This is a genomic window from Martinezella sp. CNPSo 3795 (genome assembly GCF_057784475.1).
In genome coordinates this window covers 871574-888039 of sequence record NZ_JBXSOQ010000001.1, presented here as the reverse complement: position 1 = coordinate 888039, position 16466 = coordinate 871574, and the positions used below count along the sequence as shown (strand labels likewise).

The 16466-nt window shown below is 59.0% G+C and carries 17 protein-coding genes; 10 read left to right on the top strand and 7 right to left on the bottom strand.

Annotation, left to right across the window (positions count from 1 at the left end):
* Both AC13QY_RS04105 and AC13QY_RS04100 read right to left on the bottom strand, forming a co-directional pair.
* Positions 1–1143 (bottom strand): HlyD family secretion protein, encoded by a 1143-nt coding sequence (locus AC13QY_RS04105; RefSeq protein WP_113353715.1) that lies wholly within the window; start codon positions 1141–1143, stop codon positions 1–3.
* A gap of 48 nt (positions 1144–1191) precedes the next feature.
* The gene (locus AC13QY_RS04100) at positions 1192–1842 is read right to left on the bottom strand and encodes a UdgX family uracil-DNA binding protein (RefSeq protein ID WP_113353714.1); all 651 of its coding nucleotides are present in this window, start codon (positions 1840–1842) and stop codon (positions 1192–1194) included.
* A gap of 141 nt (positions 1843–1983) precedes the next feature.
* Between AC13QY_RS04100 and AC13QY_RS04095 the strand changes: the two genes are divergently transcribed.
* The 8 genes from AC13QY_RS04095 (at position 1984) to AC13QY_RS04060 (ending at position 9729) form a co-directional block, all read left to right on the top strand.
* A complete protein-coding gene (locus AC13QY_RS04095) occupies positions 1984–2337 on the top strand; it encodes a hypothetical protein (protein WP_113332394.1) in 354 nt (117 codons plus the stop codon).
* Between the two features lie 324 nt (positions 2338–2661).
* A complete protein-coding gene (tauA, locus tag AC13QY_RS04090) occupies positions 2662–3621 on the top strand; it encodes a taurine ABC transporter substrate-binding protein (protein WP_442966488.1) in 960 nt (319 codons plus the stop codon).
* A 55-nt stretch (positions 3622–3676) separates the two neighbouring features.
* Positions 3677–4465 (top strand): taurine ABC transporter ATP-binding protein, encoded by a 789-nt coding sequence (locus tag AC13QY_RS04085; protein ID WP_113353711.1) that lies wholly within the window; start codon positions 3677–3679, stop codon positions 4463–4465.
* Positions 4462–5316 (top strand): ABC transporter permease subunit, encoded by an 855-nt coding sequence (locus tag AC13QY_RS04080; RefSeq protein WP_113353710.1) that lies wholly within the window; start codon positions 4462–4464, stop codon positions 5314–5316. Before AC13QY_RS04085 ends, AC13QY_RS04080 begins: the two co-directional genes overlap by 4 nt.
* 88 nt (positions 5317–5404) lie before the next feature.
* Positions 5405–6475: an LLM class flavin-dependent oxidoreductase gene (locus AC13QY_RS04075; protein ID WP_113353709.1), complete on the top strand. Its 1071-nt coding sequence runs from the start codon at positions 5405–5407 to the stop codon at positions 6473–6475.
* Between the two features lie 152 nt (positions 6476–6627).
* Positions 6628–7077, top strand: a complete 450-nt coding sequence (gene mntR / locus AC13QY_RS04070; RefSeq protein WP_069614474.1) for a manganese-binding transcriptional regulator MntR — start codon at positions 6628–6630, stop codon at positions 7075–7077.
* 221 nt (positions 7078–7298) lie between these two features.
* Positions 7299–8768: a sensor domain-containing diguanylate cyclase gene (locus tag AC13QY_RS04065; protein WP_246661127.1), complete on the top strand. Its 1470-nt coding sequence runs from the start codon at positions 7299–7301 to the stop codon at positions 8766–8768.
* Between the two features lie 121 nt (positions 8769–8889).
* Positions 8890–9729, top strand: a complete 840-nt coding sequence (locus AC13QY_RS04060) for a mechanosensitive ion channel family protein (protein WP_113353707.1) — start codon at positions 8890–8892, stop codon at positions 9727–9729.
* Positions 9730–9899: 170 nt separating this feature from the next.
* On the opposite strand, the gene AC13QY_RS04055 is transcribed toward AC13QY_RS04060, so the two are convergent.
* From AC13QY_RS04055 to AC13QY_RS04040, 4 genes are all read right to left on the bottom strand, one after another.
* Positions 9900–10562, bottom strand: coding sequence for a hypothetical protein (locus AC13QY_RS04055; protein WP_113353706.1), 663 nt, complete (start codon positions 10560–10562; stop codon positions 9900–9902).
* Between the two features lie 418 nt (positions 10563–10980).
* A complete protein-coding gene (locus AC13QY_RS04050; RefSeq protein ID WP_113353705.1) occupies positions 10981–12072 on the bottom strand; it encodes an LLM class flavin-dependent oxidoreductase in 1092 nt (363 codons plus the stop codon).
* A gap of 121 nt (positions 12073–12193) precedes the next feature.
* Positions 12194–12943 (bottom strand): nucleotidyltransferase domain-containing protein, encoded by a 750-nt coding sequence (locus AC13QY_RS04045; protein ID WP_113353704.1) that lies wholly within the window; start codon positions 12941–12943, stop codon positions 12194–12196.
* Between the two features lie 129 nt (positions 12944–13072).
* Complete coding sequence (locus AC13QY_RS04040; RefSeq protein ID WP_113353703.1) at positions 13073–13543, bottom strand: Lrp/AsnC family transcriptional regulator; 471 nt, start codon at positions 13541–13543, stop codon at positions 13073–13075.
* Positions 13544–13670: 127 nt separating this feature from the next.
* On the opposite strand from AC13QY_RS04040, the gene AC13QY_RS04035 reads away from it, so the two are divergent.
* Together AC13QY_RS04035 and AC13QY_RS04030 are read left to right on the top strand one after the other, a co-directional pair.
* Entirely contained in the window at positions 13671–14918 is a 1248-nt protein-coding gene (locus AC13QY_RS04035; protein ID WP_113353702.1) for an argininosuccinate synthase, read from the top strand.
* Between the two features lie 37 nt (positions 14919–14955).
* The gene (locus AC13QY_RS04030; RefSeq protein WP_113353701.1) at positions 14956–15873 is read left to right on the top strand and encodes an ornithine cyclodeaminase family protein; all 918 of its coding nucleotides are present in this window, start codon (positions 14956–14958) and stop codon (positions 15871–15873) included.
* A gap of 39 nt (positions 15874–15912) precedes the next feature.
* Here the strand turns inward: AC13QY_RS04030 and AC13QY_RS04025 are convergent, their stop codons facing one another.
* The gene (locus tag AC13QY_RS04025; protein WP_308936580.1) at positions 15913–16443 is read right to left on the bottom strand and encodes a nucleotidyltransferase family protein; all 531 of its coding nucleotides are present in this window, start codon (positions 16441–16443) and stop codon (positions 15913–15915) included.
* Positions 16444–16466: the final 23 nt, after the last annotated feature.

Genomic DNA, 16466 nt, shown 5'->3' with positions numbered 1-16466 from the left:
TCAGCTCCTCGGGTGTACCGTCACTGTCGGCACCACGGACATGCCGGGGCCGATTGCAACATCATCGGGCCATCTGTCGACGATAATCTTGACCGGCACGCGCTGCGTGACCTTGACGTAATTGCCGGTCGCGTTTTCTGCTGGCAACAGCGAAAAGGCAGTGCCAGAGCCCGGCTGAACCGAGGCCACCTTTCCGTGGAGCGTGTGATTGGGATAGGCATCGATCGTGATGTCCACCGGCTGGCCCGGCCGCATGTCGGTGAGCTGCGTCTCCTTGAAGTTCGCCGTGATCCAGACCTCATCGGGAACGAATGTCGAGATTGCCTGCCCTGCCTCCACATACTGCCCCTTGGCGCCGGCAAGACGTACGATGCGCCCCGGCTGAGCCGCCGTGATCGTCGTGTAACTAAGGTTCTGCTGCGCTTCTTCGGCCTGTGCCTGCGCCTGCTTGAGGCTTGCGAGCGCACTGGATTTCTGCGCTTCGGCAACGGCTTTGTTCTTCAGCGCCGAGGTAATATTCGCCTGCATCTGGGCAAGACTTGCCTGATCCTGCTGCAGGGTTGCCGTAGCCTGTTGCACGGCCTGCACGCTGCCGGAGCCGGTCTTGACCAGTTGCTGCTGGCGATTGGATTCCTGCTGTGCAAATTGCAGAGCGGCGGTGGCGGAATTCTGTTGCGCCCTGGCGACGTCGACGGCGGCGCTCGCCGCCTCGATCTGCGCGCCGGCGCTGTCGACCGAGGCCTTTGCCACCTCTACCTGCCCGTTCGCCTGATCGAGCGCGATCTGATAGTCACGCGGATCGATCATCAAGATGACATCGCCGGCTTTGACGGACTGGTTATCGGTCACCGGAACCTCGGCAACATAGCCGGATACTTTGGCAGCAACCGAAAAGCTGCGCGCATCGACAAAGGCATCATCCGTCGACTCATAGGGATAGAAATAGATCTTCCAGACGAACCATGCGGCTACGATCAGTGCGAGCAACACGACGATGCCGAGCAGAATGGAGAGGGCATGACGGCGAATGAAGGATGCGCGCTTTTCAGCCGGTGCATCATTTTCGCGGCCGGCGTCATCAACAGGTTGCTGTTTCAGCCGATCCGGCTTGGTTTCCGCAATATTAGGTTGATTGTCAGCCATAACATGACCTTTGCTTGCTGTTCTGCGGGTTGTGTCTGGAGAAAATGGTCAGTGCCGCACAAAACTCCGGATCTTTTTGAGATCCCGAATGAAGGTGAGCTTGTTCTTTTCCCTCTCTTCCGCCTCCCTGATCCGCAGAAGCGCCGAGGGATGAATGGTCACCAGGACATCGAGTTTTCCCGACGGATGCAGGATCTGGCCGCGGTCGCGCATGACCCTGACTTTCGAGCCGAGTAGCGAGGATACAGCCGTCGCCCCAAGTGCGACGACCAGCTTCGGCTTTAGCAATTCGAGTTCTGCTCCCAGCCACCAGGCACAGCGCTGCACCTCGCCGGCATTGGGCCTGGCATGCAGTCGTTTCTTGCCGCGCATCTGATATTTGAAATGCTTCACGGCGTTGGTGACATAACAACGGTCCCGATCCACGCCCGCTTCCTCAAGGCATTCATCAAGAAGCCGGCCGGCCGGTCCGACAAAAGGCCGGCCGGCCACATCCTCCTTGTCGCCCGGCTGTTCACCGACCAGCACGATGTCGGCCTGGGCCGGCCCTTCGCCGAACACGAGATGAGTGGCGTTGCGATAGAGATCGCAGCGTGTGCAGGATCGAGCATCCTCATGCAGCTCATCAAGTGTCTCTGCATCGGCATGCTCATAGCTGAGCGACGGGCCTGCGCCGGCCGAAGGAAATCTATCGAGCATTGGGGGCTCGCTATGGTTCCAGATTCTATGACGATCAACTAATCGTCCTTCTGTTTGTTCCATGCGGGATGCTCATCACGTGGGAACCCCCTCCCATGGTGCTCGTTAAGACAATGAGACCACGAGAACGGAGAACCCGCCATGAATAGCGAACGTAAAACCGGCTCCTTTGCATTAACCGCATTCTTCGACGACGAATATGACGCGGAAGCTGCAGCCCAGGCGTTGATGGAAGCCGGTATCCCGAAGGACGCGATCACCATGACACCGGGCAACCGGCCAGACACCTCACCGACCGATCACATGGGCTTTTTGGATGCGTTGACGGGCATCTTCTTTCACGAGGAGCAACGTGCCGCCTATGCAGCCGCCCTCGAACGGGGAGGAACGCTCGTCACGGTGCAGGAAATGAATGAGGCGCAGCATAATATCGCCCTGCCGATCCTGGCGGAAAAAGGCCAGATCGATCTCAACGAGCGCGAAAGCACCAGTTAGGCCGGCAGGCTTTCGCTTTGCTATGGGAATGACCGCTCTCGAGCAGAGTTCAGGATTTTGACGCGTTCCTGAGCGTCGATATCCATGTCGGCTTCGCTCCGGCGGAAAGATGCTAGTCTTGTCGTCTTCGTCCATTTAGACAAACAATTCCTATTATAGTCTATAAAAATAGTTTGCTATTTCTATCGATCCTGCCCCCGATTTCGCTAGGCTCTGTGCATTCCATTCAGGGAACCGCCGGAAAATCTGATCCGGCCAAGGGGACTAGTCATGAAATTCAACACACTGATCGCTGTGGCCGTCTTGGGTCTCGCCAGCATTTCCATGGCGGCCGGCGCGGCCGCTGCCGACAAGAAGGTCGTCGTCGCCTATCAGACGGATGCCCTGCCCTCCTCTGTCGCGATCGCCAATGGCGATTTCGCAAAGGAGACGGGCTATGAGATCGACTTCCGCAAGTTCAATTCGGGAGCAGAGATCTTCGCCGCCATCGCATCCGGCGACGTCCAGATCGGTTATGTCGGCTCGAGCCCGTTTGCCGCTGCTGCTTCACGCGGACTCGAGGTGAAGGCCTTTTACCTCTCGTCCATCTCGGGCGTCGATGAAGCTCTGGTGGTGCGCAATGGCTCCGGCATCAACACACTCGCCGATCTGAAGGGCAAGAAACTCGCGGCGGCACCCGTTTCCACTGACCATTATCAGCTGCTCGCCCTGATCAAGTCCCTTGGCCTGAGCGAAAAGGACGTACAGGTCTTTGCTGTCCCGCAGCCTGAAATCGTCGCAAGCTACAATCGCGGTGATATCGACGGCGGCTTCGTCTGGGACCCGGCACTCACCGAACTGAAGAAGAACGGCAAGGTGCTGGTGACGTCCAAGGACGTCGCCGACAAGGGCGCTCCAACATTTTCCGCCTGGGTCGCAACCTCGAAATTCGCAGCAGACAATCCGCAATTCCTGAAGGCCTATGCCTCGGTGATCAACAAATACTACGCCTCGTTTGCCGCCGACAAGGCCGCCTGGGGACCGGACAGCGACAACGCCAAGGCGCTCGCCAAGCTTCTGGGCGGTACTGCAGAGCAGCAGGCGGCAGCGCTCAAGAACCTCACTCTGCTGACACCCGACGTGCAGGCATCGGCGGCCTGGCTCGGTGGCGGCGATCAATCCGGCGCGGCAAAAATCCTCAAGGACACGGCAGCCTTCCTGAAGAGCCAGGGGAAAGTCTCCGAAGTCCTGCCGAATTACGGCGCATTCGTCACCGCCGACGCGCTCGTCAGCGCAAGCAACTGATCCTCCCTGGCGTCGGCGCGCTTGTCGCGCCGGCGTCGCAATATCGAGAGAGCCCATGCTTCAAGTCGACCATGCAAGCGTCTTCTTTGCAGCGCGTGACGGCAGAACCGTTCACGCGCTTGACCGCGTTTCCTTCGACATTCCCGAACGCGGCATCGTGGTCGCACTCGGCGCATCCGGTTGCGGCAAATCCACCCTGCTCAATGCGATCGCCGGTTTCCTGCCGCTTTCAGAGGGAAAGATCACGCTCGACGGCAGGCCTGTTTCCGGTCCCGGCGCCGATCGCGGCGTCGTCTTCCAGAAGGATTCGCTGCTGCCATGGAAATCCGTGATCGACAATGTGGCTCTCGGCCTGCAATTTGCCGGACTGGGTAAACGGGAACGCCGGGATCGCGCATCGGAACTGCTACGGCTTGTCGGTTTGACCGACTTTGCCAATGCTCTGCCCTATGAGTTGTCGGGCGGCATGCGCCAGCGCGTCGGCATTGCCCGGGCACTTGCCACCGATCCCGATATCCTGCTGATGGACGAACCATTCGGCGCTCTCGACAGCCTGACGCGCGAGCAGATGCAGGAGCTGCTGGTTTCCGTCTGGGCTAGAACCGACAAGCGCATCTTCTTCATCACCCATTCGATCGAGGAGGCGCTTTTTCTCGGAACCGAGGTTCTCGTCATGTCTCCGAGGCCCGGGCGTGTCGTTGCGCGTTTCGAACTCGATTTCGTACATCGCTTTGCCGCCAGCGGCGATACGAAGGCGATCGTCTCGTCGCCTGAATTCAGCAGCCTTCGGGAAGAAATTCGCGCTATTCTCCACAGCGCCGAGAACATCAGGAGCGTGGCATGAGTGACATCATCGAAACGCGCCCGATTACCGTTCCTCAAAGGGAAGCGCAACCGAAGCTGGTTCGCGTCCCGAGTTTCGGCGTTGGCGAGAAACCCACCATCGCCATCAGCATCGCGACTGCGATCGTCTGCCTCGCATTGTGGTGGCTCGTCGCAAAGCTCGGTCTGGTGTCACACCTCTTCCTGCCTCGCCCCGATGAAGTGCTGACGCAGATCGGCGTCGTCTACCGCGATGGTTATGCCGGCGCTTCACTTTCCGAACATGTATTGGCAAGCCTGTTCCGCATCGTCGTCGCCGCAGCCATCGCGATCGGGGTCGGCATTCCTGTCGGTCTGCTGATGGGGCTCAACCGCTGGGCAAAGGGAATTCTCGATACGCCGATCGAATTCTATTGGCCGCTGCCGCCCCTTTCCTATCTGCCGCTGATGATCATATGGCTTGGGATCGGCGAGACCTCGAAGATCACCCTTCTCGTGCTCGCCATGTTCGCGCCGATCTGCCTGTCCGCCCAAGCCGGCGTGCGTTCGCTGCCGCTGGAGCGGGTCAATGCCGCACGGTCCCTCGGCGCGAACCGGCTGCAGCTTTTCTTCAACGTCGTCCTGCCTTCGGCGCTGCCGGAAATCCTGACGGGCATCCGGATCGCCCTCGGCATTGGCTGGGGAACGCTGGTGGCGGCCGAACTCATCGCTTCGACCCGCGGCATCGGCTTCATGATCATGTCGGCGTCGCAGTTCCTTGCCACCGACGTCGTCTTCGTCGGCATCGGCATCATTGCGGTCTGCGCCTTTGCCTTCTCGACCGCCGTCCGCATTCTTGAAGCCGTGCTCGTCCCGTGGAAGGGCAAGCTTTAGACTCAAGGGAGATGAGCCGAGGATCACCACGGCTCTCCTCGCCACAAATCCCGTATCAATCAATTCAGAGAGACCGACAGGCGCAGGCATGAGCGATAACAGCGAATTTCTCTGGTACATCCCGAACGACGTCAAGCCGGGTCACCGCGGCGACTCCGCCGTCGAGAACCACAACAGCCTGGAAACGCTCACGAGCCATGCCAAGGCGCTGGAGGATCACGGCTGGAAGGGCGCATTGATCGGCACCGGCTGGGGCCGACCCGACACCTTTACCGTCGCGGCCGCACTTGCGGCGCGCACCACCAGCTTCGAGCCGCTCATCGCAATCCGCCCCGGCTACTGGCGCCCAGCGCACTTCGCTTCAGCTGCTGCCACGCTGGATCAGCTGAGCGGCGGCCGGGTGCGCATCAACATCGTTTCCGGCAAGGACAATCTTGCCGCCTATGGCGACAGCGAGGGCGATCAAGCGCACCGCTATGGTCGCACCAAGGAATTCATGCGGCTCAGCCGCAGGCTCTGGACCGAAGAGAATGTCACCTATGAGGGAGAACACTTTCGCGTCAGCGAATCCACGGCTGCGCCGCGCATCGAGCCGCGCGGTGAACGTCTGCATCCCAGGCTCTATTTCGGCGGCGCTTCGGATGCTGCAGAACGCGTTTCCGCCACGGAGGCAGATGTTCAGCTTTTCTGGGGCGAGCCACTCGCCGACATTGCTGAGCGAATAAGCCGGCTTAAGGCATTAAGCAGAGACCTTGATCGCGATCTGCCGCCACTGGAATTCGGGCTGCGCATTACGACGCTGGTGCGCGACACGACGGAGCAGGCCTGGACCGACGCCGAGGCGAAAGTCGCGGAGATGGCTGAGAATAAGGGTGTCGGCTGGAATGATCACCGGCAATCGATCGCAGTGGGCCAGAAACGGCTGTTCGATCTCGCCGCGCGCGGCGACGTGCTTGACGACAATCTCTATACCGCGCCGGGCAGGTTCGGCGGCGGTGGCGCCGGCACTACCTGGCTGGTCGGCTCGCCAGAGGATGTCGCCCGCTCCCTGCGCAAGTATCGCGACCTCGGCATTACGCATTTCGTTCTTTCGGACACACCATACCTCTCGGAAATAAAGCGGCAAGGTGAGCAACTGCTGCCGCTGTTGCGCGCCTGAAGGCGTGGCGCGACGAGCCAATTGAGACACGGGAATTTCGATTTCACGGCTGGCCGGGATCGGCCGCCGGGGTTTCATAACGTCTTTGAATTATTTATAGTCGAGGCTAAACATCATTACACGACTCTTAATCAAGAGGGAGATGAGCCGCCTTGACGAAATTGCCTGCCGCCCCGGAAAGCCGTCTTTCTTCGACCGAGATCGAGACGCATGCCGAGGCCTTTCAGAAAAGCCGCGACGATCGACGTACTGAATTGATGGAGGATTACGTCGAGCTCATCGCCGATCTGATAGAGCATGCTGGCGAAGCGCGCCAGACCGATATTGCGCAAAGACTGGGAGTAACGCAGCCGACGGTTGCAAAAATGCTCAAGCGGCTCGCCGAGGAAAACTTGATCACGCAGCGCCCCTATCGTGGCGTGTTCCTGACTGAAGAAGGGCACCGCCTGGCGGTGGCAACCCGCCGGCGCCATGAGATCGTCGAGGCCGTTCTTTGCCGCCTCGGCGTCGATCCTGATACGGCAAGGAATGATGCCGAGGGCATCGAACACCATGTCAGCGAAAAGACCCTCGAAGCCTTCGAGCGTTTTTTGAAGACATGACTGCCCCCAATACATCGAATCAATCCGATAGCAATCGCGCCAGAGAGCCATTTGGGGCACAGTTTTGACAAGAATGAGTTGAAAAGAAGCGGACAGTGATTGTCCGGCTTGACCCGCTACCTGATATCAACACAAGGTTTACCAATGCTCGCTAAGCAGAACTTGGCGAACTGCCGGCCTTTTATTTCGCATACCGACTTTTACTGCCGGCGCAGGGAATCATGATGAACGCCCAGGACTTCAGCAGCACCGTTTTCGAGCTTGCCCCCGTCGCCATGTGGCTGGAGGATTTCAGCGGCGTCAAGGAGCAGTTCGAGGTCTGGCGTGCGGAGGGCGTGACGGACCTGCGTTCCTATCTGTTGGCCGACGTGCAGCGCGTCGCATCCTGCTCGCAAAAGATCAAGCTTCTTGCCGTCAATGCCAGGACGCTGGAGCTCTTCGAGGCGCCATCCTTCGAGACGCTCGTCGAAAGCCTTTCGCGGGTCTTTCGCGACGAGATGCTGCAAAGCCATGTGAATGAGCTTGTGGCGCTCTGGGAAGGCAAGACCGAGTTTTCCGGCACCGCAATCAACTATTCCCTCGGCGGCAAAAGGCTCGACATCCAGCTACGCGGCGTCATCCTGCCGGGCCACGAGACCTCGTGGAGCCGGCTGCTGCTGACGACGGAAGACGTGACGGCCCGCGAGGAGGCGAGACGGCAGGAAGAGCGGCAGCGCCGCTATGCCGAGGGCATGTTCGAGCATTCGCCGGTTTCCCTGTGGGTCGAGGATTTCAGCCGCATCAAGATCCTGCTCGATGACATCCGCCACCGAGGCATCGTCGACTTTCAGGTATTTCTCGACGTGCATCCGGAGTTCGTCCAGCAATGCATGAGTGAGATCAGCGTGCTCGACGTCAATCAGGCAACGCTCGATCTATTCTGCGCACCGGACCGCCAGACCCTGCATCAGCGGATCGGCGAAGTGTTCCGCGATGATATGGAGAAGCATTTTCGCGGGCAATTGGTGGAGTTGTGGAACGGTCGCCTCTTCCATCAGCGTGAAGTGCTGAACTATGCGCTCGACGGATCGGAGCGTCACGTCCTCCTGCAGTTTTCGGTTTTTCCCGGTTACGAGGAAGACTGGTCGCTGGTGCAGGTGGCACTCACCGACATTACCGCGCGCAAGAAGGCGGAAGCCTATCTCGAATATCTCGGCAAGCACGATGTGCTCACCCGGCTTTTCAACCGCGCCTTCTATATGGAGGAGCTCAACAGGCTGGAGCGCAAATCGCTTCGGCCAGTATCGGCCATCATTCTCGATCTGAACGGACTCAAGGAGTCCAATGATGAGAGCGGCCACGATGCTGGCGATGCTCTGCTGCGCCGTATGGGCGAGGTGCTGAACAGCGTCGTCTCCCTGCCGAACCACGCCGCCCGCATCGGCGGCGACGAATTTGCAGTTCTCATGCCAGGCGCCGATGAAATCGCGGCTGCCGCGATGGTCGAGACGATCAACGAACTGCTGAAGATCAACAATCAGTTCTATTCCAGCGCGCCGCTCAGCGTCTCCATCGGCATTGCCACGAGCCTGCCCGGCGAAACCATGGAAGCCATGATCAAGCGCGCGGATCTCGGCATGTACGAGCAGAAGAAGGCTCACTACGCCGCAGCTGCCACCATTGGTCCGCATCAGGCAAAGCACGGCGCCTGACGCTCCCGCATGGAGACCGACCCGCATAATCCATTGAAACCGTTGGGTTTCATGCGCCCGATTGCCAGGAACAAAAAACGCGACTTCTCATTTGGCTCTCTGGGAAAGATGGAGTTTTGACATGGACGATCAAACGACCAATATCGTCGTCGCCACTCGCACGGCACTCGACCAGGCCTCGGCGCTCGCGGTTCAATATGGATTTTCGCTACTCGGCGCGATCATTCTTCTGATCGGTGGCTGGCTTCTTGCGGGCATTATCAGCCGCTCGGCCTACCGCGTCATCTCGCGTATTCGCGGCATAGACGAAACGCTCGCGAGCTTCTTCCAGAATGTCCTGCACTACAGCTTGCTCATCCTTGTCTTCATCACCGTCCTTGGCCAGTTCGGCGTTCAGACCGCCTCCATCATTGCCGCTCTCGGTGCTGCCGGCCTGGCGATCGGCCTGGCATTGCAAGGCACGCTTCAAAATATCGCCGCCGGCATCATGCTGCTGATCCTGCGGCCATTCCGGGTCGGCGAATATATCGAGGCGACGAACGTCAAAGGCTACATCAAGGAAATCGGGCTCTTCGCCACGGAGATGAGGACGGCGGACGGCCTCTATCTGATGGCACCGAACTCGACGCTCTGGAACACGCCCATTATCAACCACAGCCGCGAGCCGGACCGCCGCCAGCAATTGTCCGTTGCCATGGGTGAGAAAATTGACATCAATCTTGCCCGCAAAACGATCCTCGACATCCTGAAAGCGGATCAACGCATCAAGACCACACCGGCACCGAAGGTTTTTCTCGATGAACTGGCCGTCGATCAAGCCGTGCTCAACATCGAATATTGGGCGATCACCACGTCGTGGTCCGATGTCCGGCACGATGTGGTCTCGAAGCTCAAGGCCAGGCTTGCCGAGCCCGACATAACGATCAAATCACCAACGGAGGCGACAGGGCCTGCCGACTGAGGTCACTGCTCGAACGCTAAGCCTGCCGCCGGCAGGGAGTCGAACCAGCGGCAGGCTTCGCGAGGTCATGACACCTCGAGCAAGATCGATGTCCTGCCCGTTCTAAACTTCCGCGAGAGACATTTGTTCCCTGCCGCGATAGGAAAGGGCCGAATTAGAAACCCGTGAATCTACCATTTGATACGGTAGTCCAGCCGCACATTACCAGCCGGCGTCAAAGTCTGCGCATCGGCGAAGGAGGCCGAGAAATTGAGGTTCGGCGCCAAAGGCTGCCGAAACGAGACCGTGCTGGAAAAGACGCTGCCGACGTCCTTCAGATTGCCGATCGCAGATAGAGACGTCCCCGTCCACGGAACCGCAACAGTCACGGCTTGTGTCGCGGTAATGGAGTTTGCCGCATTCCGCGTGCCCGCATAATTTACGTTCAGCGACCTCGAAGTGCTCATGTCCAGGTTTTCCGACACCGTCCAGCTCCGCGAGCGTTCGAGGCAAAGCGTTCCGGTGCTGTTGAGCGCGTCGACCCTCAATGACACCTCTCGGCGCCATGTGGTCGAAAAGCGCTTGTGATCGTCGATTGCCGTACCCCATAGGGTTGCCAGGCTGCTGCTGCGCAGGATGGCGCCGGTGGCCGCGCTGCCAAGTCCGAGATCCATGCCAGCGCTGACATCCCAGGCCATCGGCAGCCGGAAACCGAGAGTGGTCTTGTATGTTCTGGGTGCGACCTTGACCGGCGACCAGATCATCAGATCGCTGGCTTTAGTGACCTGCGGCAAGCTGACACTCGCAAGAAGACCAAGAACGCCGCGAAGGACGCGTTTTGACTTGAAGCCCATGTTAAAGCCCGCATTCTCTATGCCCCCGACCTCGTAATTTTCAGGGCGCACCAAGGCAACAGCCGGGCACGGAAACACCCGCATTCCGGCTTCAGATTGATTTTGTTCGGTTAAGCGCCGGCAAAATTGCGGCACATCGGAGCCAAGACTAGCGGCATCCGGTTGAAGGGAATGACGCCACTTCCAATCAAGCAGCACCCTTCGTCTAAAAGAATCCCATCCAGGGCCACGCTTGTAAACCCCTTGACGTCACGTTTTTTGCTGCGTTGCACACATGTCGCACCTGCAACGCCGCAGCATGAAAGCGACATCACCGCAAACGGCCTGGAAAATCAGCCCCTGCCGGATAGCCAAGTCATCATTGAAGGATGATCACATTCTTGCGAGCGGCCGCGGCGCGAAGCATCGAACCGGTGGTTCACCCCGCCCGGAGCCCAGCCTTCGCCAGAATCGGAAGCACCCGATCGCAGAAATAGGGCAGTTCCTGCGTATAGTTGACGAAGGACAAGGCTATACCGGCATAGCCTTGCTCGGCAATGGCGATCATCTCTTCGGCAATGCGCTGCGGCGTGCCGATCAGCGGATAGCTGCCTGCTCCACCGGCAAAGCGCTGGCGGTAGCGGTCATAGGACTCGCGATCATGGGACTGCGAGAACTCCTTCTTGCCGGCCATGTGTTGATCGACGGCAGCCTGATCGGCCATAGTCACGGCATAACGGGTGTAATAGTCGTCTGCCTCCGTCTGTGTCTCGCGGCAGACGACGTGACAAACCGTATAAACGCCGACCTGCCTGCCTTTACCTTCCGCCCGTGCAGCGATATCAGTCACATGCTTTCCGGCGTCACCGATATCGGTGAAGGTGGTGAAGAGATAGTCGCAATGCGCCGCGGCAAAGTCTCGGCCGGGGCCGCCGAAGGCCGCATTCATCGTCACCGGCCGTGGCGCCTGCAGGCTAGCAGGGCGGCTGACAGCTTCTTTCAGATTGTAATAGGTGCCGGCATAATCGATGGGCTCATCAGTGGCATAGAGCCTTTCGACAATTTCGAGCCATTCAGCGGCCTGGTCGTAGCCCTTTTCGACCAGCGGCACGCCGAACATGCCGAATTCTTTCGGGTTCCAGCCGCAGACAATGTTCAGCCCCGCGCGCCCTTGGCTGATATGATCGACGGTCGCAAGCGACTTGGCAGCATAAAGGGGATGGACGAGCGGCACGTGCACCGTCATGAAAAGGCCGATCTGCTCGGTCGCGGCCGAGAGCGCAGCAGCCCAGGTGAAGGTCTCGAACGACCATTCACGCACGCGGTTCTTGCCGCCGAAACCGCGCCAGCGGGCAATCGGCAGAAAGAATTCGAGCCCCGCCCGATCGGCGATCTGTGCTGCGGTCAGATTATCCTGCCAGCCTGCCGTCCAGCGCTCCGGCACGTCGGTGATGGCAAGCCCACCATCCGCGTTGGTCGAGAAAACACCGAGCTTCAGCCGGTTCGGCCCCTTCAGCGGATGGGTCTTCATGGTGGCTTCCTCCCGAGTTCACCTCGCGTCTATCCTGCAAAATCCGCAGCGACCCGATAGGAATGTGTTAGCGTTGCCATGAAGAATTTCAAGCTTAAAATTTTTGGATCAGGCATAACAATCAACCGCGCGGCATAAGGCTCTCGCGTCTTGCCTGTTGCGACGCGATGCGCTTGTCACCTGCGAAAAACGGGCCGCCATGCCGATCCAGTTCGCTACGTGTGAGACCGCACAATGCCTCCACCTCTCCGGCTGAAGCACGCCCGAAGACATCGTCGAACCTATCGGCCAGGTCCCGATCCATCTCTCGAAGCAGGCGGGGAATCCATTTGCCCCTGCCCGACCATCTTCCTCGTCCCCGCAGCATAAGGTCGGCCAAAGGCTGATAGAGTTGCGCGGTAATCGCGCCTACCTCCGGAGCCGCCCGCTCCCCACGCAGATCATCGAGAAGGTCGGTGATTTGATATTTCAAAGCATTCAGCTTCTCACCTTCCAGCTTCGGTGGGCCGTTATGGAGGATGCCGGTAGCATAGTCCTTCCAGACCTGTCCCTTGTCAGGATTTGGCCCGAGAATCTGGCCTGTCGCAACCATATGAATGATAACGGGATAGCCACGCGCAATATCGCTCTCGAAAAACCAGCTGAGCGTCTCCGGGTCGTGAACAAACACTTCGAACGGAAAGTCGCCCTCGACAAAGGTCTCGCGCCAAGCGGTTTCGAGCTGATCAAAGACCACGACCAGATCGATGTCGGAGCCCTTTCTTCCCTCGCCTCGTATGATCGACCCTGAGACAAAGGCAAAGGAATAGCCCGGAAAACGGCTGGCGAGAACCGGGCGTGTCGCCTGCATCGCCGTTTCGAATATGCTCATTTCGCTCTCCAAACATCAATTATCTTGCGGGTTCGATATGCCCGCCAGGGTGCGAGCAGACAGGAACCGGCTAGGCACGCTGAACGGCACTTCGCCGCCGCCATAATTGGCCGACAGTTGGCTGCAATGCTACGAGGCCAAAGGCAATTCAAAGCTTCGCTTCAGCGTTTCCATTGGCACATCGGTCTTGACGTTCAATACGCTCGGGATGCGCGTCAAGTGGTCAGCCTGAAACCGCCAATAGCTGTGCAGATCAGTCGTGACGATGCGCAGGACGGCATCGCATTCGCCCGTCGTCAGATAACATTCCATGACTTCAGGAAACCGCCTGACCGCCTCCGCAAATTGGAGGGTGACTTGCGCATCCTGCGTCTTGAACCAGACGCGGGCGAACACGGTGAGGCCCGCACCCACCTTTGCCGGGTCGAGAACGGCCACATAGCGATCGATGATGCCTGCATCCTCCAGCAATCGCACGCGGCGAAGACAGGGTGACGGCGAGAGCCCCACTTCCCTCGCGAGGTCCACATTGGAAATGCGTCCGTCGCGCTGCAGCACCCTGAGGATACGCCGGTCGATCTCGTCCAAAGTCGTTGACACAACATAGCTCCTACTGCCGATTGAGTGGCATAATATGCCAAACTCTCTCGTATTATTGAACTCTTCGCAAGCTCATTGCGCGAGGATTGGCCTATCGTTCCAGCCGTCAACATGGAGACGGAAGCAGATGTCGAAAAAGCTCAAGAAAGTCGTGCTCGCCTATTCGGGAGGACTGGACACATCCATCATCCTGAAATGGCTGCAGCAAACCTACGGCTGCGAAGTCGTGACCTTTACCGCCAACCTTGGCCAGGGCGAGGAGCTTGAGCCCGCCCGCCGAAAGGCCGAGCAATTGGGCGCGACAGATATCAGGATCGAGGATGTCCGCGAGGAATTCGTTCGGGATTTCGTTTTCCCGATGTTCCGGGCAAACGCGCTTTATGAGGGGCAATATCTCCTCGGCTCCTCCATCGCCCGCCCCCTGATCGCCAAGCATCTCATCAATATCGCACGCGAGGTGGGTGCCGATGCCATTGCCCACGGCTCCACAGGCAAGGGCAATGATCAGGTGCGTTTCGAACTGGCGGCCAATGCGCTCGATCCATCGATCAAGATCATCGCGCCATGGCGCGAGTGGGCCTTCCAATCGCGCACTCAGCTGATCGAATATGCCGAAGCGCATCAAATTCCCGTGCCGAAGGATAAGCGCGGCGAGGCTCCTTTTTCGACCGACGCGAATCTCCTGCACACCTCCACCGAAGGCAAGGTCCTGGAAGACCCGGCTGAAATCGCGCCATCCTATATCTATCAGCGCACCGTCGATCCTCTGGAGGCACCAAACGAGCCGGAAATCGTCGTCATCGGCTTTGAAAAGGGCGATGCGGTCTCCGTGAACGGCGAAGCAATGGCACCAGCGGCACTGCTGACAAAGCTCAATGAATTGGGCGGCAGGCATGGGATCGGCAGGATCGATCTCGTCGAAAACCGTTTCGTCGGGATGAAATCGCGTGGCGTTTACGAAACTCCGGGTGGCACGATCCTGCTCGCCGCCCATCGCGGGATCGAATCCATCACGCTCGACCGCGCCGCTGCACATTTGAAGGACGAGATCATGCCCCGCTACGCCGCGCTGATCTACAACGGCTTTTGGTATTCGCCCGAGCGGGAAATGTTGCAGGCATTGATCGATCGGAGCCAAATCCATGTCAGCGGCGAAGTGACACTCAGGCTCTACAAGGGTTCAGCCAGCGTGATCGCGCGCATCTCGCCAGCCTCGCTCTATTCGACCGACCTCGTCACCTTCGAGGAAAGCTCCGGAGCGTACGACCACCATGACGCCGAGGGCTTCATCAAACTCAATGGCCTGCGCCTCAAGAGCTGGGCAATGCGAAACGCCAGGATGGCCACATCTGCTATTGACCTCGACTGCGCTTGAGGTTGCAGAGTGGCTGTCTTAACGAGATCCATCCGCAATGAAGATATTGAAAGACGAGGATTTATGCCCTGCCGCAGTCATGCGTGGGGCAATCGATGCCCTGGAAGCAGCCTTCCGGGCCAAGGCCGCCGGCAAGCTGGTGTCCCCACCCCGCCATCACGTCTCCTTTCCCGATCGTGGAGACATCGTGTTTACCGTCGGCGGCATCGATGGCGAGCGGCCGCTTGCCGGCTTTCGCGCCTACGAGACCTTTGCCGGCGAACAGCATTCACAAATCGTCGCTGTTTGGCGTGCTGACACCGCCGAACTGCAGGGGATCATCCTGGGCGAACGGCTCGGCGAGATCAGGACAGGGGCAATAGGAGGCATAGCTATCCGTCACCTCAGCGCTGTGACCGCCCGCACGGTCGGCATCATTGGCAGCGGTGCGCAGGCGCGAACGCAGCTCATTGCCGCTGCCGCCGTTCGCGACATAGGCTCTGCCCGCGTCTTTAGCCGAAACCCAAGAAACTGCGCCGCCTTCGCTGAGGAGATGCAATTGCAACTCGGCATTGCCGTTGAACCGGTTTCAAGTGCCGCAGAAGCGGTGGCCGATGCCGATATCGTGTTATGCGCAACAAGCAGCGACATGCCGGTGATCGATGCTTCGGATTTAAAAGCCGGCGTCCACATCAATACGATCGGCCCAAAGACGCTCAAGGGACATGAACTCGGCCTGGACGTCGCGAACATGGCCAGCATCATCGCCACGGATTCTCCTGAGCAAACGCGCGCCTATGCGTCCCCATTTTTCCTTTCCGAAACCATACACGACGAGCGAATGCTCGACCTTGCAGCCATAGTCGCCGGCCATGCTGCCGGCAGAACATCTCCTCTCGACACCACGCTCTTCTGTTCGGTCGGCCTCGCGGGCACGGAAGTCGTCGTAGCATCGGCCATATTCGACATGATCTGACATCGGCTCGGAAATCGCGCGGCTGAGCCTCGAAACGCCTCAGCCGTCCCAGCCAACAATCGTCAACCTCGGCCAGACTGCAATCCAGCGATTGACTTTCTGCTCGTAGATCGCCTGCGTGATCTGCTTCTTATTGGGGCGCACGACGCCATTCAGCAGATCGGAAAGACCGAACGGAGCACAATAATCCAGACGACCGTGACTATTGGAGCGCAATCCCACGGCGGTTGCCGTAGTCGGAAAAGTGGTGATGGCGTCCAGGGTCGATTTGTAAGGCGGGATCCGGTATCCGAACTTCGCTTCGTACCAGCAATGAACCCGGGCTTCGTTCTTCACATCGATCCAGACCGGCAAATCGGGAAACATCGCGCGGACCCGTGCGGCATGACTGGCCTCCGCTTGTTCAGAGAGATCATCGGCATCGAAATAAACGATGTCGAGGTCATTGATCCCATGAGACAGGGGCAGCCCGAAGGCATGATTCCAAACGGTCTGGGCAATGGCTCCCGCCACCAGCCAGCAATCTGGCAGCGCAATCTCATCCCAGCGCCGGAGAAGCGAGATGAGCAATGGACTTCTGAAGACTATATCCT